Raw genomic sequence first — 25198 nt, 5'->3', positions numbered from 1 at the left:
ATGGAACATACAAGTAAAAAATTATTACAAGTTGTTTTAGATGCTTGTGAAGACAAGTTAGCACAAGAAGTGGTAGCGCTAGACGTAGCAAGTCTTACACCAGTTGCTGAATATTTCGTGATTACACACGGTAAAAACGAAAAGCAAGTTCAAGCAATTGTCGATGCAGTTGAAGAAGCGGTTGAAAAAGAAGGCTTCGAAGTAAGAAATATCGAAGGTAAAGATGGTGGCAAATGGATTTTAATGGACTTAAACGATGTAATTGTCCATGTATTCTATTATGCAGATCGCGAATTCTATAATTTAGAAAAATTATGGAGCGATGCACCAATTGTGAATATTGTGAGTGAAAACTAATGAACTATCAAAAATTTGCTCATGTATATGACCAAGTGATGGATCAACAACTCTACGAGGAATGGACGGACTATGCAGTTCGTTCTTTTTCGCATAGTGCCAAAAGACCGGTTCGTAAAGTGATGGAACTTGCATGTGGAACAGGTGAGGTGTCGATGCGTCTTGACGATAAAGGATACGAAGTCATTGGTGTTGATTTATCCAAAAATATGTTAGAAATCGCCGAAAAGAAGGCTCAAGGTAGACCTATCGAATGGCTTCAAGCGGATATGCGAGTGCTCGAAGATGTACCAACAACAGACGCTGTAACGCTCTTTTCAGATTCGCTCTGTTATTTAACGGACTTTGAGGATGTTGTTTCAGTCTTTGAAGCAGTGTACGACCATTTAGAAGAGGGTGGAATTTTCCTTTTTGATGTTCATTCGCTCTATCAAATGCAAGAAGTCTTTCCAGGATACCAATATCATTTCGTGGAAGACGATTTTGCATTTCTTTGGCAAAGCTATGAATTAGACGAGCCAGGCAGTGTAGAACATGTAATTGATATGTATATTAAACAAGAAGACGGCAATCTGTTCGAGCATTTCCAAGAAGTACATGAGGAACAAACTTTCCCAATTGAAATGTACGAAGCAGCGCTGGAGATGGTCGGATTCACAAATATCAAAGTGAAGGCTGATTTCGGGCAAAGCGAAGTACAAGAAACGAGTCCGCGTTGGTTTTTCCAAGCGGTGAAATGAGGCTTGTGTATGAAGGTATGTGGAGTAATCGCAGAATTTAATCCATTTCATCAAGGTCATGCTTATTTGTTAGAACAAGCACGCAAAAAAACGGGGGCTGATGTTCTTGTTGTAGTGATGAGCGGCAACTGGGTGCAACGAGGCGAACCTGCCATCGAGCAGAAATGGAGCCGTGCAAAAGTCGCGCTTCAAAACGGAGCCGATGTTGTCATCGAGATGCCAACTGCGGTGAGCTGCCAAGCAACAGACCGCTTTGCAAAAGGTGCAGTTGAAATCTTGCAAAAGGTGGGGTGCGATTCCTTAGCTTTTGGCTGCGAAAGTGGCGATGGGACATTTTTCGAAGAAGCTGTATCTCAGCGGGAGACTATCGAAAAAGAAATTAGTCGCTTTGTAGAAGAGAACCGGTCACTAACTTTTGCGAGCCAATTAACACAGCTTGCTGTGAAAGAGTTTGGAGAAGAAAGTGCACTTGCCCAAGCCTTGCAGTCTCCAAATCAACAATTGGGATTAGCCTACGCCGTTGAAAATGCAAAGGGTGAACATCCAATGCAGATCGTTCCAATTACACGAGTAGGAAGTGGGCATTTGGATGATGCGTTAGACGAGACTGCTTTTGCTAGCGGAACAGCCTTACGAAAAGCCCTAAAAGGTAATCGCGATGAGAAAGTTTTACGAGACCAACTATCCTATGTACAATTCGATGAAGAAGAGTACAAAAACGATTGGAGCTTTTATTGGCCACTCTTGAAGAGTATCGTTTTAAGAAGTACTGACGAAGAGTTATGTGCCATTTATCAAATGGAAGAAGGTATCGAGAATCGCTTGAAGGGAGCTGTTCGAACTTCTTCAACGATTGAGGAGTGCCTCCAACATCTCAAAAACAAACGTTGGAGTTGGGCAAGGTTGCAACGACTTCTCGTTTATGTTTTACTTGGTGTAACCAAAGAGGAAATGGAAGATTATTGGAGCAGTCCAATTGAGCAAGGGACAGTTCTTGGTTTTACAGTAAAGGGCCAAGAATGGTTGAAGAATATGAGAGAAGTAGAGTCATTCCATTTAATTACCAATTACGCAGCGCATAAAGATGAACGCCAAGAAAGTTGGGATTTATTGTATGATTTTTGGAATCCATCCAAGCAAATTTCTGCAACGGTCTTTAAGCCTGTTCAAGTGAACAAAGAGGAAGGATTTTAATCTCTGTTTTTTCAAGCTTGTAAAGTAAAAAGCTTTGACAAACTTTCAATAAACTAGTATAATTCAGTATGTTGCTTTAGGGGTGAAAATTGTGAAAATATCAGTTAAACAACTTCAGGATTCTCAAGGGATTCCAAATTACTTTGATACAGAAATTAATGTGGAAGAGGCATTAAAACGACGAGATGATTCGATTCTTGCTGTTTCGCCAGCACACATCAAAGGATTTCTTGTTTATCAAAACGAATCAGTTGTAGCGCAATTTACTTGCGATGTTGATATCACACTTCCTTCATCCAGGTCTTTAGAGCCAGTGGTAGTTCCACTCCACATTGATATTGTGGAAAGATATGTCCCATCCCATTACTCAGTTGATGAGAAAGAGCTAACAGAAATTGTGATGCCTCTTGATGGTGATTGGGTTGACTTAGAACCCGCTGTGGAAGATCATATTTTACTTTCAATTCCTTTACAAGTCTTATCGCAAGAGGAATTGAGTGAAGATAAAATGCCTTCTGGAAACGATTGGGAGGTTGTAACGCAAGAAGCTCTTGAAGAGCGACGCAAACAACAAAAAGAGCAATCGGTTGATCCAAGGCTAGCGTCTTTACAGTCTTTCTTCGAAAAGGATGAGACTGAGAAGTAAAAAGCATTATGTAAAGAAGATTGATTAGGAGGTGTACAAAAATGGCAGTACCAAAACGTAAAACATCAAAAGCGAGAAAAGCAAAACGTCGTACTCACTTCAAATTAGAAGTTCCAGGTTTGAGCGCATGCCCATCATGTGGAGCATTAAGAAAGAGCCATCACGTTTGTCCTGAGTGTGGTTCATACGACGGAAAAGAAGTTGTTTCTAAAGAAGCATAATCATAAACGTTACAAAACCTTAGACAGTTGTCTAAGGTTTTTTCTTTTTTAACATTAAAAAGTACAGATGTATCAAAAATGATACGTATCATTTTTGATACATTTAAAAATATTATGAGTTTTAAGAAATCTATTGTAAACTAATAGTGATGGAGGTGAGTCAATGTTATTTTTTGAAATCGTACTATGGTTAGTCTTTATTTTAAGTTATGTCGGCTTCACGGTCGTTTTTGGGAATCGAATCTTCTATAATGAGACTCGCTTCATAACAATTCGTGAAATTATGACACCAATGCTATTATTAATCTTGCATACAACAAGTGTGAATGTGTTTGGGTATTCTTGGTTTAGTTTTGCCACACTTGGATTTTCTTTGATTGGATTGGCATTGCTATTTTATAAATTAAAAACAGGGAAGCTCATCCTTAGACCTTTCCTCCACCAATTGTTCTCGATTGCGTTTTTATACTTTGGTGTACTCGTAATTCTTGTTCAGGTGGGAAGATTCTTTAAATAATCGCATAATATCAAGGATAGTAAGCTCTTTACGATTGAATCGTAGAGAGCTTTTTTGTGCTTCAAAAACAAAAAATGGGGGCGAAAAAACTTTTTTTAACTTTTTTTGGTAAAAAAGTGGTGAAAAGTGGTGGGATGTGGTACACTATGGTTACTAAAATTATTGGAATGGAGGAGTTTGCATGTTAATCGGTGAATATCAACATACAATTGATGCAAAAGGACGTATGATCGTGCCTGCTAAGTTTCGTGAAGATTTAGGTTTCACCTTTATCGTGACACGCGGACTTGATGGCTGTTTATACGGTTATCCTCTCGAACAATGGGAGCTCATTCAAAATAAATTAAGAGACTTACCACAGTCGAAAAAAGACGCACGTGCCTTTACACGTTTTATGAACTCTGCTGCGATTGAAGTAGAATTCGACAAACAAGGTCGTGTGAATATCTCGCAAACATTACGTGAGTATGCGGGATTAGAAAAAAATTGCCGTATCATCGGGAACAATGATCGTATTGAGATTTGGAACGAGGATCGTTGGCAAGAATATATTGCTGAAACTGAAGAGAATTTTGAAGAATTGGCCGAACATATGATTGATTTTGGCTTTTAGAAAGGGAAGGGACCATGTTTAAACATATCACTGTATTGCTACATGAAACGGTAGATGCATTATCCATTAAGCCAGACGGAATCTACGTAGACTGTACGCTTGGTGGTGCTGGACATAGTCAATACCTGCTTAGCCAACTAACAACAGGTCATCTCTATTGCTTTGACCAAGATATGCAAGCTATTAATCACGCGAAGGTTCGCCTTGCTAAAGAAGTCGAAGAAGGAAAAGTGACGTTTATTCACGCGAACTTCCGTCAATTGAAGAAAGAACTTGGAAAACTAGGTGTTTCTAAAGTAGACGGAATTCTTTACGACTTAGGAGTATCTTCACCACAACTCGATCAGATTGAACGTGGTTTTAGTTACCATCAAAATGCAAAACTCGATATGCGTATGGATCAAAGTGCTCCATTAACGGCAGAAGAGATTGTAAATGAATGGAGCTATGACGAATTAGTTCGTATCTTCTATCGATATGGGGAAGAGAAGTTCTCGAAACAAATCGCTCGAAATATTGAGCGTATCCGCGCGAAACACCGTATTGAAACAACAGGTGAATTAGTGGATATCATTCGAGATAGTATTCCAGCTGCTGCAAGACGAAAAGGGGGACATCCTGCTAAAAGAATTTTCCAAGCGATTCGTATCGCGGTAAATGATGAATTAGCAGCGATTGAGGATTCGCTTGAGCAAGCATTTGAAGTTGTTGGCGTGGGAGGCCGAATCAGTGTGATTTCATTCCATTCTTTGGAAGACCGCATTGTCAAAACAATGTTCAAACAGCAAAGTACAGTAGAAAAGGCACCAAAGAACTTGCCGATTCTACCAACGGAGGAAGAAAAAGCTCCATTCCAATTGGTGAATAAAAAGCCAATTTTACCAAGCATTGAAGAAATTACAGAAAACTCTCGTTCACAAAGTGCGAAATTGAGAGTCATCGAAAGAGTAAAATAAAAGGATAATTTAGAAAGAAGGGAATTCTAGTGGCATTAGCAGAAAAATATGTAGATACAATGAATGTTGCGGTACCTACGCAAAAGCCTCTAGTTCGTGGAGACCGCGAAGTAACATCAATTCCGCAAGAAAGACAAAAAGCAGATTTACTTCGACTTTTAGCAGTTTCTGGTTTTGTTATTGCAGCTTTAGCGGTTATCACAATTGTAGCGAGCATGATCGTGGCTAACAAAAATAGACAATTACAAGATATCGAGTCACAAACAACATTAATTCAACGTGAAAACAATACATTGCTTCAGGCAACACAAGAATTGTCTCAGTACGACCGAGTTAATCGTATCGCTAACGAACAAGGCTTGAAGATGAACGAAGAAAATGTTAGGAATGTTGGACGATGAGAAATACGAAAAACAATAACATTGCGGGAAATAGGCATCAAGCGAGCCGAATTTTAGTAGGACTCGCAGGTGTTTTATTTCTCATTTTTTCTGTACAGTTCTTTCAAATCATGGTTGTAGGGAATATCCATGGTGTGGATTTACGTGCAGAAATCAATGATAAGATCCATCAAAAACGCACACTTGCTGCAAAACGCGGTACTATTTATGATGCTAGTGGCAGCCCGATTGCAGTGGATGCGACAAATTATTCTTTATATGCCGTCTTAACAGATGAGTGGAGTAAGAATGCGGATACGCCAGATTATGTCACAGATGTTAATAAGACAGCAGAAGCACTTGTAAAACACATTTCTTTATCAAAAGAAGAAATCGTGAAATTGTTAAGTCAAAAGAATGTTTCTCAAGTAGAGTTTGGGAGTGCGGGTAAGAATTTATCAGTGCAAGTGAAGGAAGCGATTGAAGCTGAAAAACTTCCGGGAATTAAGTTCTCAGAAAGTCCTGCGCGTTACTATCCAAATGGGATTTTTGCTTCTCATTTAATCGGGTATACAGATACTGTTGAAGAAAACATCGATAATAAAACCATCACTACATTAGTAGGGAAGACTGGTCTTGAAGGCCTTTATAATGAACAGTTAACAGGGGTTGCGGGCGAAGTTGAATATTCTGTAGATGGAAATGGATATGTTATTACTGGTACAGAAAAGGTTACGAAGCAACCAAAGGATGGGGTGGACTTAACGTTAACCATCGATAAGAGATTACAAACGTATTTAGAATCTCTTGTTAGTGAGGTAGATAAAAAATACCAACCAGTCCAAATGACGGCGATGCTTGTTGATCCTAAAACAGGAAACATCGTTGCGGCAACACAACGTCCAACTTATAACTCAACAACAAAAGAAGGTATTGATCTTCAATGGAACAATCTGCTGTTGGATCAAGCTTATGAACCAGGCTCTACCATGAAAGTATTGGCTCTTGCTGCAGCTATTAATGAAGGTGTGTTTGACCCTAATGAGAAATATCAATCGGGTAGTGTGAAAATTTACGATGATTTAATTAGTGATTATAATAAAGTTGGATGGGGGAAAATAAGTTATTTGGAAGGGTTAGCTCACTCAAGTAATGTTGCCTTTGTTCACATCATCCAAAAAATTGGTATTGAAAAATGGAAACAATATTTAGAAGCATTTGGATTCGGAAAATCTACTAACTCAGGTTTTGCTAATGAGATTTCCGGTTCGAATCCATTCAATTCATACTTACAACAATTATCAACTGGTTTTGGTCAAGGTGTTACCGTGACAGCCTATCAAATGATGCAAGCTTTCACCGCGATTGCCAATGGGGGACAAATGCAAAAATTACGTTTGGTGGACCATTTAACAGATCCAGATACAGGAAAAGAAACTCCTAATCCAACAACATCATTAGGAAAAGTTATTACTCCTGAAACTGCGAAGAAGACACTACAATATTTATTCCAAGCAACTCGTATGAAAAACGGAACGGCCTATGATTTCAATATTAACGGCGAAGAAGTAGCAGCTAAAACTGGTACTGCTGAAATCATTAATCCGCAAACGGGTAAATATTACTCAAGTGGTAATAATTATATTTATTCTGTAGTAGGGTTTGCACCATATGATGATCCAAAATATATTTTATATATTACGGTGAAACAACCTCGTGTATCAGTAACAGGGAACACAATTATTAAAGAAATTTTCAATCCATTAATGAAGAGAAGTTTAGAATACTCTAGACTCTCAGAGTAAAAGAAGGAGGAAGAACATGTTTGCGAAAGAACTAGCGGACTTGTTAGTCATTAAAGAAGTGGAAGGCTCGCTTGAGGGCGTCACTGTAGAAAAATTAGCACAAGATTCGCGAAAAGTTGTGCCCAATACTATGTTTTTCTGTATCGAAGGTGTAACGGTAGATGGGCATCAATTTGCAGGAAAAGCAAAAGAGCTAGGATCGAGTGTGTTCGTGGCTTCAAAATCTATCAAAGAACAAGTGGGAGATTCACCTGTGATTTATGTCAAAGACGTGACACGTGTGATGACACTCTTTGCAAATCATTTTTACGGGTATCCATCTGAATCATTAAATATGATTGGAGTTACAGGAACGAATGGGAAAACGACTGTAACGCATATGGTGGACTATTTATTAGAAGAATTAGGAAAACCAACTGCACTGATTGGAACGATGTATCGTAAAATTGGTGAGGAACGTATCGAAACAAGAAATACAACGCCAGAAATCTTAACGGTGCATGAGACATTGCAAAAGGTGAAAGAAATCGGTGGAGACACTTGTATTATGGAAGTTTCTTCTCATGCCCTTCAATTAGGTCGTGTGTGGGGAATTGACTATAATGTAGCGGTATTTACAAACTTGACGCATGAGCATTTAGATTTGCATAAAACAATGGAAAACTATGCGCATGCTAAAAGTCTACTATTCTCGCAACTTGGAAACCATTCTAAAAATGGAAAACCTCGTGTTGCAATTCTAAACATTGATGAAGAGCACTATGAACAATTCGCATACTCAACTCCTTGCGAAGTGATTTCATATGGATTTAGTGAAAAAGCGGATATCCGTGCAACGGATGTTCAAACAAACGGTGCGACGACTTCATTTACAGTAACAATGAATGGACAAGAGCTTCCAGTAACAATTCCGATGATTGGACTCTTTAATGTCTATAATGTTTTGGCTGCTTTTGCTGTAGCAGTTGTGAATGGAATTTCACTCGAACGTGCTGTAAGCAGAATGAAACGATTCCCTGGTGTGGGTGGTCGTATGCAGTTGATTCAACAAGGACAACCATTCCAAGTAATTATCGACTTTGCACATACACCAGATGGGCTACAAAATGTGCTTGAAACACTTGAAAAAGTGAAAGTAAATCGAGTGATTACAATCATGGGTCATAGCGGTGGTAACCGTGATTCAAGTATGCGACCTGAGCTTGGAGAAATTGCGTTTGATAAATCCGATTATGTGATTTTAACAGCAGATAATCCAAGAAATGAACCGCTTGAAAAGATTTATGCAGAAATTCTAGCAGGAAGAAAAGATGAAAAGACTGCTTATGAATGCATTGATAATCGAGAAAGTGCGGTGAAACGTGCACTTGAAATTGCTCAAGAAGGGGATATCTTACTATTTGCTGGTAAAGGTGTTGAACCGTACCAAGTAATCGGTGATGAGTATATTCCATATAATGAAGTAGAAACAGTTATTGCAAGTTTAGAAGCATTAGGCTTTAAAAATCACGAGTAGAAGAAGGAGAAGATTATGATCGAAGTCATTTTATCAGTCGGCTTAGCGTTCCTTGCGACAGTCATTGCCGAACCACATTTCATTCAATATATGAAGATGAAACAATTAGGTCAAACAACATTAGATGAAGGTCCATCATGGCATAAAGCCAAAAGTGGAACTCCAACAATGGGTGGACTTGTGTTCCTTTGTATGATTAGTATTTCTAGTTTAATTGTCGGAGCTGTTTTCGGACACTTCAATTTCGTCTTATTAAGTGGCGTTATTGGTTTCGCCTTCTTCGGGTCAATTGGTTTCTTAGACGACTTTATTAAAGTGTTTAAAAAACAAAACGAAGGGCTAAAGAGTCACGAAAAATTTGGATTACAATTAATCGGAGCAGCCATCTTCGTAGTGCTTTTCCTTTTAAGTGGGAATGCACCATTAATCTATCTTCCAATTTTTGGTGAAGTAAACAGTATTATCTTGTTTGCATTATTTACAATCATTTGGATTGCAGGATTTTCTAACGCAGTTAACTTAACAGATGGATTAGATGGGTTAGCAGCATCTACTAACATTATTGCATATGGTATTTATGGGATTATGGCGTATAGAGCAGCGCAACATTCGATTGCAATTTTCTGCTTCTGTGTAGTCGGCGGGCTTCTTGGATTCTTAGTGTATAACTGGAAACCAGCCAAAGTCTTCATGGGAGACGTTGGTTCATTAGCTCTTGGAGCAGGACTTGCTATCATTTCGATTATGCTTCATAAAGAATGGACATTATTACTTGTAGGAATCATCTTTGTTGGGGAAACACTTAGCGTTATTTTACAAGTGGGTTCTTTTAAACTAACAGGCAAACGTATCTTCAAGATGAGTCCAATTCACCATCACTTTGAAATGAGTGGTTGGAAAGAAGTGAAGATTGTTTCTGTGTTTAGTGCAATCGGACTTATTGCAGGTTTAATCGTTGCATTTGTCTTTTAAGAGAATTAACATATTTCATTAGGAGAGCTGGTCATTTTTGTCCAGCCTTTCTCCATATACATATTAAAAAAGAAAAATTGGAGGAATCATTGTGCGGAATACACATGCATTTGAAAATAAAAAAGTACTAGTCATTGGACTTGCAAAGAGTGGAGTGAGTGTAGCAAAACTATTACACCAGTTACACGCGGATGTAACAGTAAATGATAGAACACCACTTGAGGAAAGTGTAGACGCACAAGGGTTAGTCGCTAAAGGCATTAAAGTAGTCTCAGGAGGACATCCTCTAGAACTACTCGATGAGCCCGTTGATTTCGTTGTGAAGAACCCAGGGATTCCTTATTCAAATCCATTAGTCGCTAAAGCAGTCGAGAAGGGCTTGCCTGTTTATACTGAAATCGAAATTGCACAACGTGTCATGGAAGGAACCGTACTTGGAATTACAGGTTCAAATGGGAAAACAACAACGACGACATTAACGAACCTTATGTTAAAAGAATCATTCCCTGAAAGAAGAACTTTTGCATGTGGAAATATTGGTGTTCCTTTATCCCTACTTGCAGGTGATTCAAAAGATTCGGATATCTATGTCACTGAATTATCAAGTTTCCAATTAATGGGAATTGAAGAGTTTCGACCTAAAGTAGCGTGTATCGTGAATATCTTTAGCGCTCATTTAGACTATCATGGGTCTCGCGAAGAGTATGTAAAAGCAAAATTACAAATTACTAAAAATCAAACAGAAGAGGATTTCCTCGTTTATAATGCGGATTTCCCAGAGTTATATGAGTTTATTAAAGATCATACAAAAGCAACATTAGTTCCATTCAGCCGCAAATCTGTGTTAGAACACGGAGCTTATGCTGATGAAACTACGATTTACTTTAATGGAGAAGCAGTTATGCCACTTGAAGCGATTCAAGTACCCGGCGTTCAAAACGTTGAGAACGTGTTAGCAGCAGTTGCGATTAGTAAATTACAAGGTGCAGCTAACGAAGGAATCGAAAAAGCGGTTCGTTCATTCCATGGAGTAAAACACCGTACACAGTATGTGAAAACAATTGAAGGTCGTAAATTCTACAATGATTCAAAAGCTACGAATATCATTGCGACACAAACAGCGTTACGTAGTTTTACAAATCAATCTGTTGTATTAATTGCGGGCGGACTTGATCGTGGTAATGGTTTTGAGGAATTAGAACCATCACTTGGAAATGTCCGTGAAATGGTCGTTTACGGGGAAACAAAAGAGAAGTTAAAAGCGACTGCTGAAAAACTATCTATTCCAGTAACCGTAGTAGAAACATTAGAAGAAGCAGTGCCAAAAGCGTATGCAGCTAGTCGTGAAGGAGAAATTGTATTACTTTCACCAGCATGTGCAAGTTGGGATCAATTTGCCAACTTTGAAGTGCGCGGTGATTGTTTCATTGACGCAGTAGAAAAACTGTAATATATAGGAGAAAAAAGATGAGAGTATTAGTTTCAGGAGGAGGAACGGGTGGTCATATTTATCCAGCTCTTTCCTTAATGAATTATTTGAAAGAACAAGACCCTTCAACAGAGTTTCTCTATGTAGGGACTGAACGTGGATTAGAAAGTACTATCGTTCCTAAAGCGGGATATGATTTTAAAACGATCAAGATTCAAGGAATCGTTCGTTCATTGTCGCTAGAAAACTTTAAAACATTATGGTATTTCTGTACAAGCTATTTTAAAGCAAAAGAAATCGTGAAAGAGTTCAAGCCGGATATCGTTATCGGTACTGGGGGATATGTATGCGCGCCTGTATTATATGCTGCAGCAAACATGGGAATTCCAACGATTATTCATGAGCAAAACAGCTTAGCAGGAATTACAAATAAATTTTTAGCACGTAAGGTTTCTAAAATTGCAATTTGCTTTGATGCGGTTCGTAAAGACTTTAAGAAGTATGAAGATAAAGTGGTTATGACAGGAAACCCTCGTGGACAAGAGTTAGCCAATGCCCAAAAAGATGATTCTTACTTAGCATCTATCGGTATTCAAAAAGAAAAACCAATCGTACTGATTTTCGGAGGAAGCCGTGGGTCGCTTCGTATGAACGAATCATTTATCGAAGCACTTGAAGAATTCGAGAAAAAAGATTATCAAGTAGTCATGGTCACTGGACAAGTGCATTATGACAAAATCAACAATCATATTACAAGTTTGAAAAAACCATTGCAAAATATCACAGTTTTACCATATATTAATAATATGGTGCAAATGTTCCAAAACACAGACCTCGTTGTCTGCAGAAGTGGAGCAACTACATTGATTGAATTAACAGCACTTGGCTTGCCAAGTATTTTAATTCCAAGTCCATACGTAACTGAAAATCACCAAGAAGCAAATGCGATGTCATTAGTAGAAAAAGACGCCGCAACGATGATTTTAGAAAAAAACCTAAACGGTGAAAGTTTAGTCGCAGAAATCGATCGTATTATGAATGATGAAGCTAAACGTAAAGAAATGGCTGAAAATTCAAAAGCCTTGGGAATTACAGATGCGTCAAGTCGACTTGAAACAATTATTCATTCTCTAGTGAAATAAGGATTAAGGAGGAGAATATGTTTAATCGAAAGAAACCACAACAAACTCCTCCACGTGAACTAACACCTTGGGAGTTAGCGCAACAAAGTTCTCCAAGAGTAGAGCAACCTGTTCCTGAAGAACCTGTACAAAAGGTGAAAAAGAAAAAGGAACCGAAGCCTAAAAAGACGAAACCAAAGTCACAAGGTATTACGAATGCAACACTCTTAAAAGGGATTTTTATTGTTTGTGCGGGATGGAGTATTTACTTTATTTCACCACTTTCGAAAGTTTCTGATATTGAAGTAGTCGGATTGAATCAAGTTCCAGTGGAATTAGTTCAAGAAAATGACGGTATTACCAAGGGACAAAGCATATGGACAATTTTAGCGAATCGTTATCGTACAGCTAACTTGTTAAAAAATGCTAGTCCAAAAATTAAGGATGCTTCCGTACAATTAGTGGCATGGAATAAAATGCGTTTGAATATTGAAGAAAATCCAGCGATTGGTTATTACCAAAGCGATGATAAGCACTATGAGCTTTTGGCAGATGGTCAAATCATTGAAGTAGAGGCCGATGCAACGCCGAAGGATTATCCATTATTGTATATGTTTACAGATGACTCGCAATATCAAGCACTCGCAAAACAATTGGAGAAAGTTCCAGCAAGTGTGATTCGTGAAATCGTAGAGATTCAGTATCCAAACGATACAAAAAATCACCAAAAGATTTATCTGAAGATGAAAGATGGCAATCGTGTCATCGGAAATCTGAAAGATATTGGAGATAAATTAGGGTATTATCCATCAATTACAAAACAATTGAATGGGAAAAAAGGAACTGTGGATATGGAAGTGGGAATCTATTTCACACCAGATACGACAGTTCAATAAAAAAGTCTTAAAACTCGCTCATATGTTTTTTTAAGTGGACAAAATTATGTTAAAATATAAGGAGTATCACTTATCAATAAACTTTAAAAAATGAAATAGAAATGAATCGTATAGGAGGTTTCAATAAACGTGAAAAATCAGGGAATTTATGTGAGTTTAGATATTGGAACCACTTCAATAAAGGTTGTAGTAGCTGAATATGTCAGAGGGCAATTAAATATTATTGGAGTCGGCAATGAAAAATCAGAAGGATTAAGCCGTGGAGTCATCGTTGATATTGACGAAACAGTTGAATCTATTCGCAAAGCAGTTCGTCAAGCAGAACAAAAATCAAACATCCAAATCAAGGATGTTATCGTTGGGATTCCAAGTAATCAAATCTCAATCGAACCTTGCCACGGTATGATCGCCGTATCAAGTGAAAATAGAGAGATTACAGATGTGGATGTGTACAATGTTATTTCCGCAGCGAAAGTTCGTTCAGTAGCACCTGAACGTGAAATCATCTCTGTGATTCCAGAAGAATTTATCGTAGATGGATTTGATGGAATTAAAGACCCACGCGGAATGATTGGTGTTCGTCTTGAATTGTTTGCGAGCATGATTACCGGTCCTAAGACGATCGTACATAACATTAAACGTTGTATTGACAAAGCTGGCTTAAACATCGAAGAAATGGTTATCCAACCATTAGCGATTAGCCAAGTAGCATTAACACCAGGAGAAAGAGAATTTGGTACAGTCCTTATCGATATGGGTGGAGGACAAACAAGTGCTTCAGTAATGCACGATAACCAATTGAAATTCTCATTCGTGGATCAAGAAGGTGGAGACTTCGTATCAAAAGATATCTCAATCATCTTGAATGCAAGCTTTGAAAATGCAGAACGTATTAAACGTGAATATGGATATGCAATTTCATCAGAAACTTCAGCTGATGAATTCTTCCCAGTAGAAACAATTGGTAAGAAGGATCCAGTTAAAGTAGATGAACATTACTTATCAGAAATCATCGAAGCACGTGTGGTTCAAACTTTTGAAACTGTTAAACGTGCATTAGACCAAGTGGAAGCTTTAAAACTTCCAGGAGGAATCGTGTTAACAGGTGGAGCTTCTTCATTAGCAGGAGTTCAAGAGTTAGCACAAGAAATCTTCGGAGTACAAGTGAAAACTTATATTCCAGAGCAAATGGGAATGAGAAATCCTATTTATGCAACAAGTATGGGGTTAATCAAATACGCTGCAAGCTTAGATGATGTTCACCGTATTGCTCAAAAGGGTAAACCGGTAACGGAACAACGCCCAGTACAAAGCACACCACAAAGTGCTCCTGTACAAGTACAACCAACGGCTCCTGTTCAACAACCACAAGAGTATGAACAAGAACCAACAGGTGAAGAACAAGGGTTTGGAGCGAAAGTGAAGAACTTCTTTAAAATGTTTATTGACGAAAATTAAGATGAGAACCAAGGAGGAAATATAATGGATTTCGAATTCGATACAAATTTAGATGGCGCAGTCATTAAAGTCATTGGTGTTGGTGGTGCTGGTAACAACGCTGTTAACCGTATGATTTCAGAAGGAGTACAAGGTGTAGAGTTCATCGTAGCCAACACAGATACTCAAGCATTAAGAAACTCAGAAGCAGAAACTAAAATTCAATTAGGACCAAAACTTACTAAAGGTTTAGGTGCAGGTTCATTACCTGAAATCGGTCTTAAAGCAGCTGAAGAAAGTGAAGAACAAATTCGCGAAGCTTTAGTTGGAGCAGACTTAATCTTCGTTACTGCTGGTATGGGTGGCGGTACTGGTACAGGTGCTGCACCAGTTGTTGCTCGTATTGCGAAAGAATTAGGCGCATTAACAGTGGGTGTTGTTACACGTCCATTTAGCTTCGAAGGACCAAAACGTGGTCGCTACGCTGCAGAAGGTGTTGCACAATTAAAAGCAAACGTAGATACATTAGTAACAATTTCAAACAACCGTTTATTAGAAATCGTTGATAAAAAGACTCCTATGTTAGAAGCTTTCCGTGAAGCAGATAACGTATTACGTCAAGGGGTACAAGGGATCTCTGACTTAATCACTGCACCAGGTTACGTTAACTTGGACTTCGCAGACGTGAAGACAGTGATGAAAGATCAAGGTTCAGCATTAATGGGTATTGGTGTTGCAAGTGGTGAAAACCGTACTGCAGAAGCTACGAAGAAAGCTATTTCTTCACCATTATTAGAAGTATCTATCGATGGCGCAGAACAAATCCTATTAAACATCACTGGTGGCTCTGACTTAACATTATTCGAAGCACAAGATGCTTCTGATATTGTTGCAGCAGCTTCAACAAGTGAAGTAAACATTATCTTCGGTACTTCAATCAACGAAAACTTAGGTGATGAAGTAATCGTTACTGTTATCGCAACAGGTATCGACGAGGAGCGTAAGCACGAAAAAAAGTCAGCAGCACGCGCTAGTCGTTCACCATTCGCGAATAGCACAGCAACTCGCAAAGATTTAGGAAATAACCCTCAAACTTTCCAAGAAAAACAAGTTCCTTCAAAACCACAGCCAGTGGAAGAAAAGAAACCTGAGAAAGATTTATTTGGAGACTGGGATATCCGTCGAGAAACAACTGTACGTGAAACTACTTCTTCAACTGAAGCTGATTCACCATTCGCACAAAGTAACTTTGTAGAAGCTCCAGTTGAGCCAAAACAAACTGAAAATGATGGATTAGATACTCCGCCATTCTTCAGAAAAAGAAACAGAAATTAATGAGTATCATTAAACAGAATGTAAGTCGTATTATGAACTTGGTTGCATCTTCTTGTAACCAAGTTCATAGACTATCTACGGAAGTTTGTCCGATTGTTGTAACGAAAAATCGTACGGCTCGCGAAGTTCAAGAAATGTACGATTTAGGATTTCGACATTTTGCGGAGAATCGTGTCGAAAAACTATTAGAACCACAAGAACAATTTCCGCAAGAGGACATCATCTGGCATTTAATCGGGCCACTCCAAAAACGAAAAGTGAAGCAAGTCATAAATCGTATCGATTTATTTCATGCGATTGACCGTCTTTCGATTATGGATGAGATTGAAAAACGTCTCGAACACCCATTAGATTGTATGCTGGAAATTAATGTCTCTGGAGAAGAATCGAAGCATGGATTCACACCTGAAGAGGCACTGGATGCTTATAGAACAAGCAAACAATATGAGAAGATTCGTATTGTTGGTTTGATGACGATGGCACCATTTGACGCAAGCGATGAAGAAATTCGCTTCTTTTTTTCGCGTTTAGCACAAATTGCTAAAACAATCGAGAAGGAAGAAGGGTTAGAAGCTCCGTTATATCTCAGTATGGGGATGAGTGGAGACTTTGAGGCTGCGATTGAATGTGGTGCGACGCATATTCGAATTGGTACAAGCTGGTTTGAAAGGGAGGAAGACTAATGGGATTCATGAATAGTTTAAAAAACTTCTTAAGTCCAGAAGGGGACTACTACGAAGAAGATGATCAAATGAATTACTATGAAGAACCTGAAGCACAGGCGGCTCCAGAAACACGTTCAAGAAATACGTCAAATGTTGTTCCATTCCAAAGCCCTGGAGTAAAGAAAACATCTAAGATTTATGTGATGGAACCAAGCGTGTATTCGGAAGCGGAACGCATTGCAGATGCGCTCTTAAAAGGAGAAGCAGTGCTCATTAACTTTAAACGTATGGAACCAAAAGATGCAAAACGTGTCATTGATTTTGTGGTCGGTGTGGCGTATGCTATTAATGGAGACGTACAAAAGGTGAGAGATGAAATCTTTATCTGTTCTCCGGCGAATTTCCAAGTACAAGGAAATTTTGATGACGAGATGGTTGAAACATTTCGTCACACTGAATTTTAGAGGAGTGTAACTTAGTGGGTTTGGAAATTATTAGAGTGATAACAACAGTAGCAGGGATTTATCAATTTATGCTAATCCTTTATGGATTAAATATTTATTGGAACCTATATCTTCCAATGTTCTTGGCGGACTTATTAGATGCTTGTTGCCGTCCGTATGTGTCATTATTCAAAGATGTACGATTTGGGAAATATAGTTTAGCATTAGCAACGTCTATTTTAACGATTTACGTTTCTGTAGGAGTATTGGCATTTATTGTTTCACAAATTTTTGGAGTATAAAAAATGGGAAATGGTGTAGAACAACACTTTAGAAAAGAGGAATTGTCTTTTCTTAAACAAGTGGAAGAATGGGTAGAAGAAGTCCGTTTGCAGTACGCGCCGGTATTGACGAATTTTTTGGATCCACGTCAACAGTTTATTGTGGAGGCGATTGTGGGTCAATATGACGATGTTCGTTATTATTTTGATGGCGGGTATATTGATGCTGAACGGAAACGTTGTATGATTTGTCCGGAATATTATGAGCCAACTTCAGAGGATTTCGAAAATGCTCTATTTCATATTCAATATCCGAAGAAATTTGCGACACTTGGGCATGGAAAGATTCTAGGGTCACTGATGAGCCTTGGCTTTGATCGTAGCTTGATTGGCGATATTATTTCAAACGGAGAAGACTGGCAATTATTCTGCGCTCAAAATATGAAGGAATATATCAAGCAACAGCTAGAAAAGATTGGAAAAGTGGCTGTCCGTCTTGAGGAAGTCGACTATACGAAATTGATTGTACCAGTGGATCATTGGACTGTGGTACAAACAGTCGTTAGTTCGCTTCGACTCGATACGGTGATTGCTTCCGTATTTAATGTGTCAAGACAGCGTTCAAAAGAAATGATTGAAAGTGGTAAAGTAAAGGTGAACTGGACTGAAGAGAACAGACCTGACTTTATGCTCGAAATTTTAGATATTGTATCCATTCGTGGATATGGTCGCCTTCAAATTCAAAAGATTGAAGGGCGCACAAAGAAAGATAAGATTAAAGTAGAACTAGGATTACTAGAAAAGAATAAAAAATAAAGGGGATTTTTTCAATGGCTATTACACCAAACGATATTCATAACAAAGACTTTTCAACAAAATTCAAAGGCTTCGATCCAGAAGAAGTAAATGACTTCTTGGAAGAAGTGAAGAAAGAATTAGAAACGTTAATTCGTGATAATAAAGATTTAGAAAAACGAGTAAAATTCAACGAAGAAAAAGTAGAATACTTTAATTCGATTCAAGAAACATTGAATAAATCAATCCTTGTTGCTCAAGAAGCAGCAGATCGTCTTCGCGAAAACGCACGTAAAGATGCTGAAATCATCGTGTTTGAAGCTGAAAAAGCAGCACAAGCAATGTTGAGAGAAGCAGCTGAAAAAGCAACAGAAATTAACCGTGAAACAGATTTAATTAAGAAAGAAACACGTATTTTCCGTCAACGTCTTCAAATCTTAACACAAACACAATTAGACATGATTAAAAACGAAGAGTGGGATATCGTATTAAATACACCAACTCACATCGAAGTGACACCACCATCTCTTGATGCTATTATCAAAGATCGTGTAAAAAAATCTGAAAACGAAGAATCAAAAGAACAATAATCATTGAAGGGGACACTGGTCTCCTTTTTTGATAGGAAGAGGAATGAATATGGACTTTACAGTCACTGAAGCAGCAAAAAATAAGTTAGATGCAATGCTACAAGAGCGCGGCTTAACAGATGTGTTCTTTGTCATGGATTATGTTGATGGAGATAGCCCTTTTTATGAAGGGATGGTTGGATGCCATTGCCAAGTGTACGATAAATATCATTTAGTGGTATTAAAGAAAGAGCAAAATGAGATTCTGCCTCCAAAGTATGACCAAATTTTTGAGACAAATATTGGGGAAATGGCTTTTGCAAGTCACTATGCGATGATGTTTGATCAGCATAATGTCATTGATTATAGCGTGGATAAATACGGTTTCTACATAAAGAGTGAAGCAGGTATTTTATCGATGCAACTGAATATTGATTTTGTTGGCTAGGGAAGAGAATTACTTCCCTAGTCTTTTTTTATGTCCTTAAACATTTCTTTACCACTAAAAACTTGCAGTTAGTGACGAAACAAAGTATACTAATGCTGTTCACAAAAATACGAGAGGTAAATAATATGAACAAAACAAATCTCGATTTACTAAAACTTATTAAACAACAAGATATTCAAAATCAAAGAGAATTAGCAGAGCTTTCAGACTATTCGCTTGGTCTCGTGAATCGTGAATTAAAACGACTCAGAGAACTGGAACTTGTAGATGCTAAATTTAATCTAACAAGTAAAGCAAAGGCGCTCTTTAAGAAAAATAAACCAAAGAATGCTGTTATTTTGGCTGCTGGATTTGGAATGCGTATGGTTCCAATTAATACTGAAACGCCAAAAGGGCTTCTTGAAGTGAAGAAAGAGCCGCTGATTGAACGCTTGATTAAGCAATTACAAGCAGTAGGGATTACGGACATTACTGTAGTCGTTGGCTTTATGAAAGAGCAATACGAGTACTTAATGGATGACTATCAAGTGAAACTTGCGGTGAATAGAGACTATGCGACAAAAAATAATTTCTATTCATTACAACGTGTTGCAGGAATTCTAGGCAATACGTATATCGTTCCTTGTGACTTATGGTGTAAGGAATCTCCATTTGATACAGATGAATTGTATTCATGGTATTTACTTGGCCAAGAAGAGGTGGAACAAAGCTTCTTTAGAGTAAATAAGAAACAAGAAATCATTACAAGTGATAAAAGAGGAAAAGGAAATCGTCCATACGGTATTTGTTATTTAACAGAGAAAGATGCAAAGTCTGTGGCTAAGCAATTAAACGCTGCGGCTGCGGAAGAAAGACATGAGAAGTCGTTCTGGGAAGTAACGCTTGAAGATGAGAATAGAAAATATACGGTCTATCCAAAATTAATGGATGACGCAACTGTCTTTGAAATCAATACGTATGAACAACTTCGTGAACTTGATAAATCATCCTCGCACTTAGAAACGGATGCTTTGCAGCAAATCTCAAAGGCGCTTGATGTTCAGTTAGACGAAATCGTTAATATCGAAGTATTGAAAAAAGGGATGACGAATCGTAGCTTCCTATTTACTTGTAAGGGTCAAAAATACATTATGCGTATTCCGGGAGAGGGAACAGACCATCTCATCAATCGTAAGGAAGAAGCAGATGTGTATCGTGTCATAGAAGGAAAACAAATTTGCGATGATGTGGTGTACATGAATCCAGACAATGGATATAAGATTACAGCGTATCTGGAAGGAGCGCGTTCATGCGATAGCACGAATAAAAAAGACTTACAGCGCTGTATGGCAAAATTACGCGAGTTCCATCAGTCAAAATTAAAAGTGAAGCATACTTTCGATCCATTTAAGCAAATTGAATTTTATCAAAGCTTGTGGAATGGTCAATCTTCTTTTTATAAAGACCATGCTGAAATGCAGAAGAAAATTTTAGGGCTGAAGAGCTTCGTTGAGAAATATAAAGCAGAGCCAGTATTAAGTCATATCGATTCTGTCTATGACAACTTCCTATTTACAAAAGAGGGAGACATTCGTCTGATTGACTGGGAATATGCTGGAATGCAAGACCCGCATATTGATATTGCAATGTTCTGTATTTATGCAGGGTATGATCGCAAGCAGGCAGATGCACTCATTGACCTTTATTTCGAAGGAAAATGCGAGAAGATGACACGTGTAAAAATTTATGCGTATATGGCGATTAGCGGGATGCTGTGGAGTAACTGGTGCGAGTACAAACGTACACTCGGCGTTGACTTTGGTGAGTACTCATTAATGCAATACCGTTATGCCAAAGATTTCTACCGCATTGTGCAAGAAGAATTAGCAAAAGAGGAAAAATAATGACAAACACAGTAAAACGAGCGATTATTATGGCTGCGGGTAAAGGTACAAGGATGCGTCCGATTACAAATACCGTTCCAAAACCGCTTGTAAAAGTCAATGGGAATCGAATGATTGACACCGTTATTGGTGCGCTTCATGAACAAGGAATCCATGAAATTTATGTCGTGGTAGGTTACTTGAAAGAGAAGTTTGCAGAACTTAAAGCAGACTATCCAGAAATTAACATCGTTGAAAATCCATACTTCGATGTCGCTAATAATATTTCATCACTGTATGTAGTTCGTGACCATTTAGAAGAAGTGATTATCCTAGATGGCGACCAATTAATCTACAACAGTGAAATTTTACATCCAGAGTTTACACGTTCAGGATATGCGTGTATTCCAGTAGAAAATGGCACCGACGAATGGCTCATGCAAGTGGACGACAATGGCGTTGTTACGAGCTGTAGCCGTACTGGAGGACAGAAGGGATGGCAATTATTTAGCATTTCTCGTTGGACGAAAGAAGACGGTCAGCAGTTAAAACGTCATCTTGAAATCGAATTTGAAGACAAGAAAAGCCATGATATTTACTGGGATGATGTGGCAATGTTCTGTTACCCAGAAGAATATGAAATGGGTATTTACCCAATGCAAGAAGGGGATATCGTTGAAATCGATAGCCTTGAAGAATTAGTAGCAGTAGATAACTCTTACAAGAGTGTTCTAGAGGAGGCAAATCATGAATAATGAAGTAGAAAAGAAAAATCTTCGCGACGAGATCGACTGGGTCGCAACGCTTGTACCGCTATTTGGAGTAGTGGTGTTAGGAATTCTCTTTATGATATTTCCAGATGCCAGTTCAGCGGTTCTAGAAGGCGTTCGTAGTTTTCTAGGCGACCAATTCAGTATTTACTACGCAATGCTTGCGGTGGGTGTTTTCCTTTGTAGTGTGTATGTGGCTTTTTCAAAATACGGTCATATCGTACTCGGGGGAGAAGATAGTAAAGTTGAGTATTCTAGCTTTCAATGGGGTGTAATGATTTTTACGTCTACAATGGCAGCAGATATCGTGTTCTATGCGATGATCGAATGGGCATTATACGCACAAGAATCTTATCTTGGAGAACTCGGTAGCGTGCAAAAATGGGCGTCCACATTCCCATTATTCCACTGGGGACCAATCGCATGGAGCTTCTACATCATGCTTGCGGTGGCCTTTGGATTTATGTTGCATAATCGTAAAGTAGAGAAACAAAAATTCTCTGAAGCTTGTCGTCCACTTCTTGGAGACAAAGTTGACGGTTGGATGGGGAAAACCATCGACTTGATTGCCATCTTCGCGTTAATCGCGGGTACTGCTACAACATTCTCGCTAGCAACACCGCTTCTTTCAGCGGCGATGAGCCAAGTGTTTGGGATTCAAAATTCGAAAATTATTACGATTGTAGTCCTATTATTAATTGCAGTTGTATATACAAGTACGGTAATGCTTGGAATGGACGCAGTTTCTAAACTTGCAGCCATCTGTACGTATTTATTCTTTGCCTTACTAGGATATTTCTTATTCTTCGGTGGAGAAACAGTTTATATCTTAGAAACAGGTTTTAGCGCTATTGGGAACCTTGTCCAAAACTTTATCGGAATGTCTACGTGGCTTGATCCGCTTCGTGAAACAAGCTTCCCACAAAAATGGACAATCTATTATTGGTCTTATTGGATGGTTTGGTGTGTGGCTACACCGTTCTTTATCGGTAGTATTTCAAAAGGACGTACCGTTAAAAACACTGTTCTTGGTGGATACGCATGGGGGATTGCTGGGACATTTACGGCGTTTATCATCCTTGGAAACTATGGCTTAGCGCAACAGTTAAAACATGGCTTGGATATTACTGGTATTCTAAGTAATAACGCAGATTATGCGGCAGCTATTTTGAAAATTTTTGATACAATGCCGTTAGCTAACATTGGATTGTTATTACTAGCAGTTACGATGATTGCTTTCTACGCGACAACATTCGACGCTTTAACACTTGTAGTGTCTGCTTATTCATACAAAGAATTAGAGCACACACATGGTAGTGATAAACGTGTCCGCATGTTCTGGTCACTCGTATTTATCTTATTCCCAATCGCGTTGATTTTCTCAGAAAACTCAATGTATAACTTACAATCAGTTGCGATTATCGCGGCACTTCCAATTGGGATTATTATTGTCATGATCATTGCAAGCTTCTTTAAAGATGCAAAGGACTATCTTAAAAATTAAGCTTTGAAATATTTGAAAATAAAAATAACCTATTGCTTAGAGTCTGGTGTGAAGTGCACCCTGTCAAGTAGACAGGAAAATAATTAAAGTGTATGACGAGTTCATAAGAACTCGTCTTTTTATTTATGCTGGGATTTTTAATCCCATTGATAAAGTAATTCTTTTCTTATTATAGAACTGAATATACTCCTCAATTTTCTTGAAAAGAGATTCATAGGTTTTGAAATGATATAAACGATATACTTCTTCCTTTAATGTCCCCCAGAATGCTTCAATTGGTCCATTATCGATACATCTTCCAGGACGGGACATACTATGTGTTATTTGTCCTTTTTCTATAAAGTGCTTAAAGAAATGAGAAGTATATTGGAATCCTCGATCACTATGAATCATTGTTTTTGTTGGAATTATCTTCCTTTTTATTTGATTAAAAGTATCTTTAACGATTTGATTATTGTTTTGCTTAGATATTTGATATGCAACTATCTTCTTTGTACCATAATCTAAAACTGCACTTAAATAAGCTTTTTCTCCCTTCCCATACTTCAATTCAGTGATATCCGTTAATAGTAGAGCCATTGGCTCGTACTCTTTTTTAAATTCTCGATTTAAAATATTAGCTGCAGTGTATTCTTCAGTGTTCGATTTATAACGATAACGTTTTTTTCGTATAACTGCCTTTAATCCCATTAGTTTCATAAGACGCTGAATACATTTATGATTCACTTTTGCATTTCTATAATAGTTTAAATAGATTGTGATACGACGATATCCATATATACCTTGAACAGATTCATATACTTCGTCTATTAATTCCATTAAACGACGTAGTCGTTTTTCAGATTCCGAAGGGACACGATTTAACCATTTATAATAGCCAGCTCTACTAACTTTTAACACTTTACATAATAGAGTAATATGAAATCCTCTTTTACTTAATTTTTTAATCGTTTGATATTCCGCTTCAAATCTCGTTTGGCAAACATCAACTCGCTTTCCACTTCTTGTAATTTTTTTAGTGCGGCATTTTCTGTTTCTAAATATTCGTTTCGCGCCTTTAATATTGCCATTTCTGCACGAATACGCTCAGTTTCTGTCTGTATATTTTCTGGTTTTCGTTTCCCTCGACTGTCTATTAATCCATCAGGACCATATTTTTGATATTTTTTTACCCATTGATACACCAAGTTGTAAGAAACGTTATATTTCTGTGCGGTTTGTTTATAGTTTAATTGATTTTGAATACAGTCTTTGACGATAAGGATTCTTTCTTCGTGCGTTGTTTTTCTATATTTCATAGTGTACACCTCTGGCTTAGGATCGTAGGCCTTCGTGGCCTCACCATTAGTATACTTAATAATCCAATTTCGTACAGTTCTAGCAGAAGGAATTTTGTATTTTCTTGCGATTACTCTTAAATAGGTTTTCGATTCTAAAAACTCTTTAACCACCTTTTCTTTAAATTCCTTTGTATAAGTGTTAAACCCGTCTCGATCTTCTAATGCAGAAGGTCCATTTGCTTTATAGTTCAAAAAATACATATTAAATGCTCCAGGTGAAATCTTTAAACCATATTCACTACGCAGCTCACGAAAAGGCACACCATCTAAATACAATTCTATGAATCGTTCTAATTCTTTTGCAGTATGTTTCTTAGCCAATCTAAAAAATACCCCCTCTAAAGTAGTTTACTTTTTTTAGTGTCTACTTTAGAGGGAGCATATCA

Annotated in this window: 29 protein-coding genes; 27 read left to right on the top strand and 2 right to left on the bottom strand. The window is 38.0% G+C overall.

The window, feature by feature from the left end:
- From rsfS to ADH02_RS05535, 27 genes are all read left to right on the top strand, one after another.
- Entirely contained in the window at positions 1-357 is a 357-nt protein-coding gene (gene rsfS / locus ADH02_RS05660; RefSeq protein WP_048783316.1) for a ribosome silencing factor, read from the top strand.
- Positions 357-1097 (top strand): class I SAM-dependent DNA methyltransferase, encoded by a 741-nt coding sequence (locus tag ADH02_RS05655; RefSeq protein WP_048783313.1) that lies wholly within the window; start codon positions 357-359, stop codon positions 1095-1097. Before rsfS ends, ADH02_RS05655 begins: the two co-directional genes overlap by 1 nt.
- 9 nt (positions 1098-1106) lie before the next feature.
- The gene (locus tag ADH02_RS05650; RefSeq protein WP_048783311.1) at positions 1107-2291 is read left to right on the top strand and encodes a nucleotidyltransferase; all 1185 of its coding nucleotides are present in this window, start codon (positions 1107-1109) and stop codon (positions 2289-2291) included.
- Between the two features lie 91 nt (positions 2292-2382).
- Positions 2383-2937 (top strand): YceD family protein, encoded by a 555-nt coding sequence (locus tag ADH02_RS05645; RefSeq protein WP_065422348.1) that lies wholly within the window; start codon positions 2383-2385, stop codon positions 2935-2937.
- Between the two features lie 41 nt (positions 2938-2978).
- Entirely contained in the window at positions 2979-3158 is a 180-nt protein-coding gene (gene rpmF / locus ADH02_RS05640) for a 50S ribosomal protein L32 (protein ID WP_005605990.1), read from the top strand.
- A 163-nt stretch (positions 3159-3321) separates the two neighbouring features.
- Entirely contained in the window at positions 3322-3675 is a 354-nt protein-coding gene (locus ADH02_RS05635) for a hypothetical protein (protein ID WP_048783307.1), read from the top strand.
- A 56-nt stretch (positions 3676-3731) separates the two neighbouring features.
- Positions 3732-3863: a hypothetical protein gene (locus tag ADH02_RS09715; protein WP_275043195.1), complete on the top strand. Its 132-nt coding sequence runs from the start codon at positions 3732-3734 to the stop codon at positions 3861-3863.
- The gene (mraZ, locus tag ADH02_RS05630) at positions 3857-4288 is read left to right on the top strand and encodes a division/cell wall cluster transcriptional repressor MraZ (protein ID WP_048783305.1); all 432 of its coding nucleotides are present in this window, start codon (positions 3857-3859) and stop codon (positions 4286-4288) included. The genes ADH02_RS09715 and mraZ overlap by 7 nt, the downstream gene beginning before the upstream one ends.
- A gap of 14 nt (positions 4289-4302) precedes the next feature.
- Positions 4303-5244, top strand: coding sequence for a 16S rRNA (cytosine(1402)-N(4))-methyltransferase RsmH (rsmH, locus tag ADH02_RS05625; RefSeq protein WP_048783304.1), 942 nt, complete (start codon positions 4303-4305; stop codon positions 5242-5244).
- Positions 5245-5273: 29 nt separating this feature from the next.
- Entirely contained in the window at positions 5274-5645 is a 372-nt protein-coding gene (locus ADH02_RS05620) for a cell division protein (RefSeq protein WP_048712035.1), read from the top strand.
- A complete protein-coding gene (locus tag ADH02_RS05615; RefSeq protein WP_048783302.1) occupies positions 5642-7429 on the top strand; it encodes a peptidoglycan D,D-transpeptidase FtsI family protein in 1788 nt (595 codons plus the stop codon). The genes ADH02_RS05620 and ADH02_RS05615 overlap by 4 nt, the downstream gene beginning before the upstream one ends.
- Positions 7430-7445: 16 nt before the next feature.
- Positions 7446-8945, top strand: a complete 1500-nt coding sequence (locus ADH02_RS05610) for a UDP-N-acetylmuramoyl-L-alanyl-D-glutamate--2,6-diaminopimelate ligase (protein ID WP_048783301.1) — start codon at positions 7446-7448, stop codon at positions 8943-8945.
- A gap of 15 nt (positions 8946-8960) precedes the next feature.
- Complete coding sequence (mraY, locus tag ADH02_RS05605; protein WP_048783299.1) at positions 8961-9917, top strand: phospho-N-acetylmuramoyl-pentapeptide-transferase; 957 nt, start codon at positions 8961-8963, stop codon at positions 9915-9917.
- 91 nt (positions 9918-10008) lie between these two features.
- Entirely contained in the window at positions 10009-11367 is a 1359-nt protein-coding gene (gene murD / locus ADH02_RS05600) for a UDP-N-acetylmuramoyl-L-alanine--D-glutamate ligase (protein ID WP_048783296.1), read from the top strand.
- 17 nt (positions 11368-11384) lie between these two features.
- A complete protein-coding gene (gene murG, locus ADH02_RS05595) occupies positions 11385-12488 on the top strand; it encodes an undecaprenyldiphospho-muramoylpentapeptide beta-N-acetylglucosaminyltransferase (RefSeq protein ID WP_048783294.1) in 1104 nt (367 codons plus the stop codon).
- 17 nt (positions 12489-12505) lie between these two features.
- Positions 12506-13363 (top strand): cell division protein FtsQ/DivIB, encoded by an 858-nt coding sequence (locus tag ADH02_RS05590; RefSeq protein ID WP_048783292.1) that lies wholly within the window; start codon positions 12506-12508, stop codon positions 13361-13363.
- Between the two features lie 129 nt (positions 13364-13492).
- Positions 13493-14821, top strand: coding sequence for a cell division protein FtsA (gene ftsA / locus ADH02_RS05585; protein ID WP_048783290.1), 1329 nt, complete (start codon positions 13493-13495; stop codon positions 14819-14821).
- A gap of 24 nt (positions 14822-14845) precedes the next feature.
- Positions 14846-16135: a cell division protein FtsZ gene (gene ftsZ, locus ADH02_RS05580; protein ID WP_048711581.1), complete on the top strand. Its 1290-nt coding sequence runs from the start codon at positions 14846-14848 to the stop codon at positions 16133-16135.
- Positions 16135-16818, top strand: a complete 684-nt coding sequence (locus ADH02_RS05575) for a YggS family pyridoxal phosphate-dependent enzyme (protein WP_048783288.1) — start codon at positions 16135-16137, stop codon at positions 16816-16818. Before ftsZ ends, ADH02_RS05575 begins: the two co-directional genes overlap by 1 nt.
- On the top strand, positions 16818-17264 hold the full coding sequence (locus ADH02_RS05570) for a cell division protein SepF (RefSeq protein ID WP_048783287.1): 447 nt from the start codon (positions 16818-16820) through the stop codon (positions 17262-17264). The genes ADH02_RS05575 and ADH02_RS05570 overlap by 1 nt, the downstream gene beginning before the upstream one ends.
- 14 nt (positions 17265-17278) lie before the next feature.
- Positions 17279-17545 carry a hypothetical protein gene (locus ADH02_RS05565; RefSeq protein ID WP_048783283.1) on the top strand — a complete coding sequence of 89 codons (267 nt, stop codon included), beginning with the start codon at positions 17279-17281 and terminating at the stop codon, positions 17543-17545.
- Between the two features lie 3 nt (positions 17546-17548).
- Positions 17549-18340: an RNA-binding protein gene (locus tag ADH02_RS05560; RefSeq protein WP_048783281.1), complete on the top strand. Its 792-nt coding sequence runs from the start codon at positions 17549-17551 to the stop codon at positions 18338-18340.
- Between the two features lie 14 nt (positions 18341-18354).
- A complete protein-coding gene (locus tag ADH02_RS05555; protein WP_048783279.1) occupies positions 18355-18909 on the top strand; it encodes a DivIVA domain-containing protein in 555 nt (184 codons plus the stop codon).
- 49 nt (positions 18910-18958) lie between these two features.
- Positions 18959-19336 (top strand): iron-sulfur cluster biosynthesis family protein, encoded by a 378-nt coding sequence (locus tag ADH02_RS05550; protein ID WP_048783276.1) that lies wholly within the window; start codon positions 18959-18961, stop codon positions 19334-19336.
- A 125-nt stretch (positions 19337-19461) separates the two neighbouring features.
- The gene (locus ADH02_RS05545) at positions 19462-21219 is read left to right on the top strand and encodes a phosphotransferase (protein WP_048783274.1); all 1758 of its coding nucleotides are present in this window, start codon (positions 19462-19464) and stop codon (positions 21217-21219) included.
- Entirely contained in the window at positions 21219-21953 is a 735-nt protein-coding gene (locus tag ADH02_RS05540) for a sugar phosphate nucleotidyltransferase (protein ID WP_048783272.1), read from the top strand. The genes ADH02_RS05545 and ADH02_RS05540 overlap by 1 nt, the downstream gene beginning before the upstream one ends.
- A complete protein-coding gene (locus ADH02_RS05535) occupies positions 21946-23472 on the top strand; it encodes a BCCT family transporter (protein ID WP_048783266.1) in 1527 nt (508 codons plus the stop codon). The genes ADH02_RS05540 and ADH02_RS05535 overlap by 8 nt, the downstream gene beginning before the upstream one ends.
- Positions 23473-23595: 123 nt before the next feature.
- On the opposite strand, the gene ADH02_RS05530 is transcribed toward ADH02_RS05535, so the two are convergent.
- Positions 23596-24420, bottom strand: coding sequence for an IS3 family transposase (locus ADH02_RS05530; protein ID WP_048782334.1), 825 nt, complete (start codon positions 24418-24420; stop codon positions 23596-23598).
- A complete protein-coding gene (locus ADH02_RS05525; protein WP_048782331.1) occupies positions 24408-25133 on the bottom strand; it encodes a helix-turn-helix domain-containing protein in 726 nt (241 codons plus the stop codon). The genes ADH02_RS05530 and ADH02_RS05525 overlap by 13 nt, the downstream gene beginning before the upstream one ends.
- Positions 25134-25198 lie beyond the last annotated feature (65 nt).

This window comes from Streptococcus sp. 263_SSPC, from assembly GCF_001071995.1.
In the GTDB taxonomy this organism is placed as follows: Bacteria; Bacillota; Bacilli; order Lactobacillales; family Aerococcaceae; genus Granulicatella.
This window is presented reverse-complemented; position numbering and strand designations above follow the sequence as displayed.

Coding starts and splice junctions, on each gene's coding strand:
- rsfS (WP_048783316.1), top strand. CDS start 1: ATGGAACATACAAGTAAAAAATTATTACAAGTTGTTTTAGATGCTTGT.
- ADH02_RS05655 (WP_048783313.1), top strand. CDS start 357: ATGAACTATCAAAAATTTGCTCATGTATATGACCAAGTGATGGATCAA.
- ADH02_RS05650 (WP_048783311.1), top strand. CDS start 1,107: ATGAAGGTATGTGGAGTAATCGCAGAATTTAATCCATTTCATCAAGGT.
- rpmF (WP_005605990.1), top strand. CDS start 2,979: ATGGCAGTACCAAAACGTAAAACATCAAAAGCGAGAAAAGCAAAACGT.
- ADH02_RS05635 (WP_048783307.1), top strand. CDS start 3,322: ATGTTATTTTTTGAAATCGTACTATGGTTAGTCTTTATTTTAAGTTAT.
- mraZ (WP_048783305.1), top strand. CDS start 3,857: ATGTTAATCGGTGAATATCAACATACAATTGATGCAAAAGGACGTATG.
- rsmH (WP_048783304.1), top strand. CDS start 4,303: ATGTTTAAACATATCACTGTATTGCTACATGAAACGGTAGATGCATTA.
- ADH02_RS05615 (WP_048783302.1), top strand. CDS start 5,642: ATGAGAAATACGAAAAACAATAACATTGCGGGAAATAGGCATCAAGCG.
- ADH02_RS05610 (WP_048783301.1), top strand. CDS start 7,446: ATGTTTGCGAAAGAACTAGCGGACTTGTTAGTCATTAAAGAAGTGGAA.
- mraY (WP_048783299.1), top strand. CDS start 8,961: ATGATCGAAGTCATTTTATCAGTCGGCTTAGCGTTCCTTGCGACAGTC.
- murG (WP_048783294.1), top strand. CDS start 11,385: ATGAGAGTATTAGTTTCAGGAGGAGGAACGGGTGGTCATATTTATCCA.
- ADH02_RS05590 (WP_048783292.1), top strand. CDS start 12,506: ATGTTTAATCGAAAGAAACCACAACAAACTCCTCCACGTGAACTAACA.
- ftsZ (WP_048711581.1), top strand. CDS start 14,846: ATGGATTTCGAATTCGATACAAATTTAGATGGCGCAGTCATTAAAGTC.
- ADH02_RS05575 (WP_048783288.1), top strand. CDS start 16,135: ATGAGTATCATTAAACAGAATGTAAGTCGTATTATGAACTTGGTTGCA.
- ADH02_RS05570 (WP_048783287.1), top strand. CDS start 16,818: ATGGGATTCATGAATAGTTTAAAAAACTTCTTAAGTCCAGAAGGGGAC.
- ADH02_RS05560 (WP_048783281.1), top strand. CDS start 17,549: ATGGGAAATGGTGTAGAACAACACTTTAGAAAAGAGGAATTGTCTTTT.
- ADH02_RS05555 (WP_048783279.1), top strand. CDS start 18,355: ATGGCTATTACACCAAACGATATTCATAACAAAGACTTTTCAACAAAA.
- ADH02_RS05550 (WP_048783276.1), top strand. CDS start 18,959: ATGGACTTTACAGTCACTGAAGCAGCAAAAAATAAGTTAGATGCAATG.
- ADH02_RS05545 (WP_048783274.1), top strand. CDS start 19,462: ATGAACAAAACAAATCTCGATTTACTAAAACTTATTAAACAACAAGAT.
- ADH02_RS05540 (WP_048783272.1), top strand. CDS start 21,219: ATGACAAACACAGTAAAACGAGCGATTATTATGGCTGCGGGTAAAGGT.
- ADH02_RS05535 (WP_048783266.1), top strand. CDS start 21,946: ATGAATAATGAAGTAGAAAAGAAAAATCTTCGCGACGAGATCGACTGG.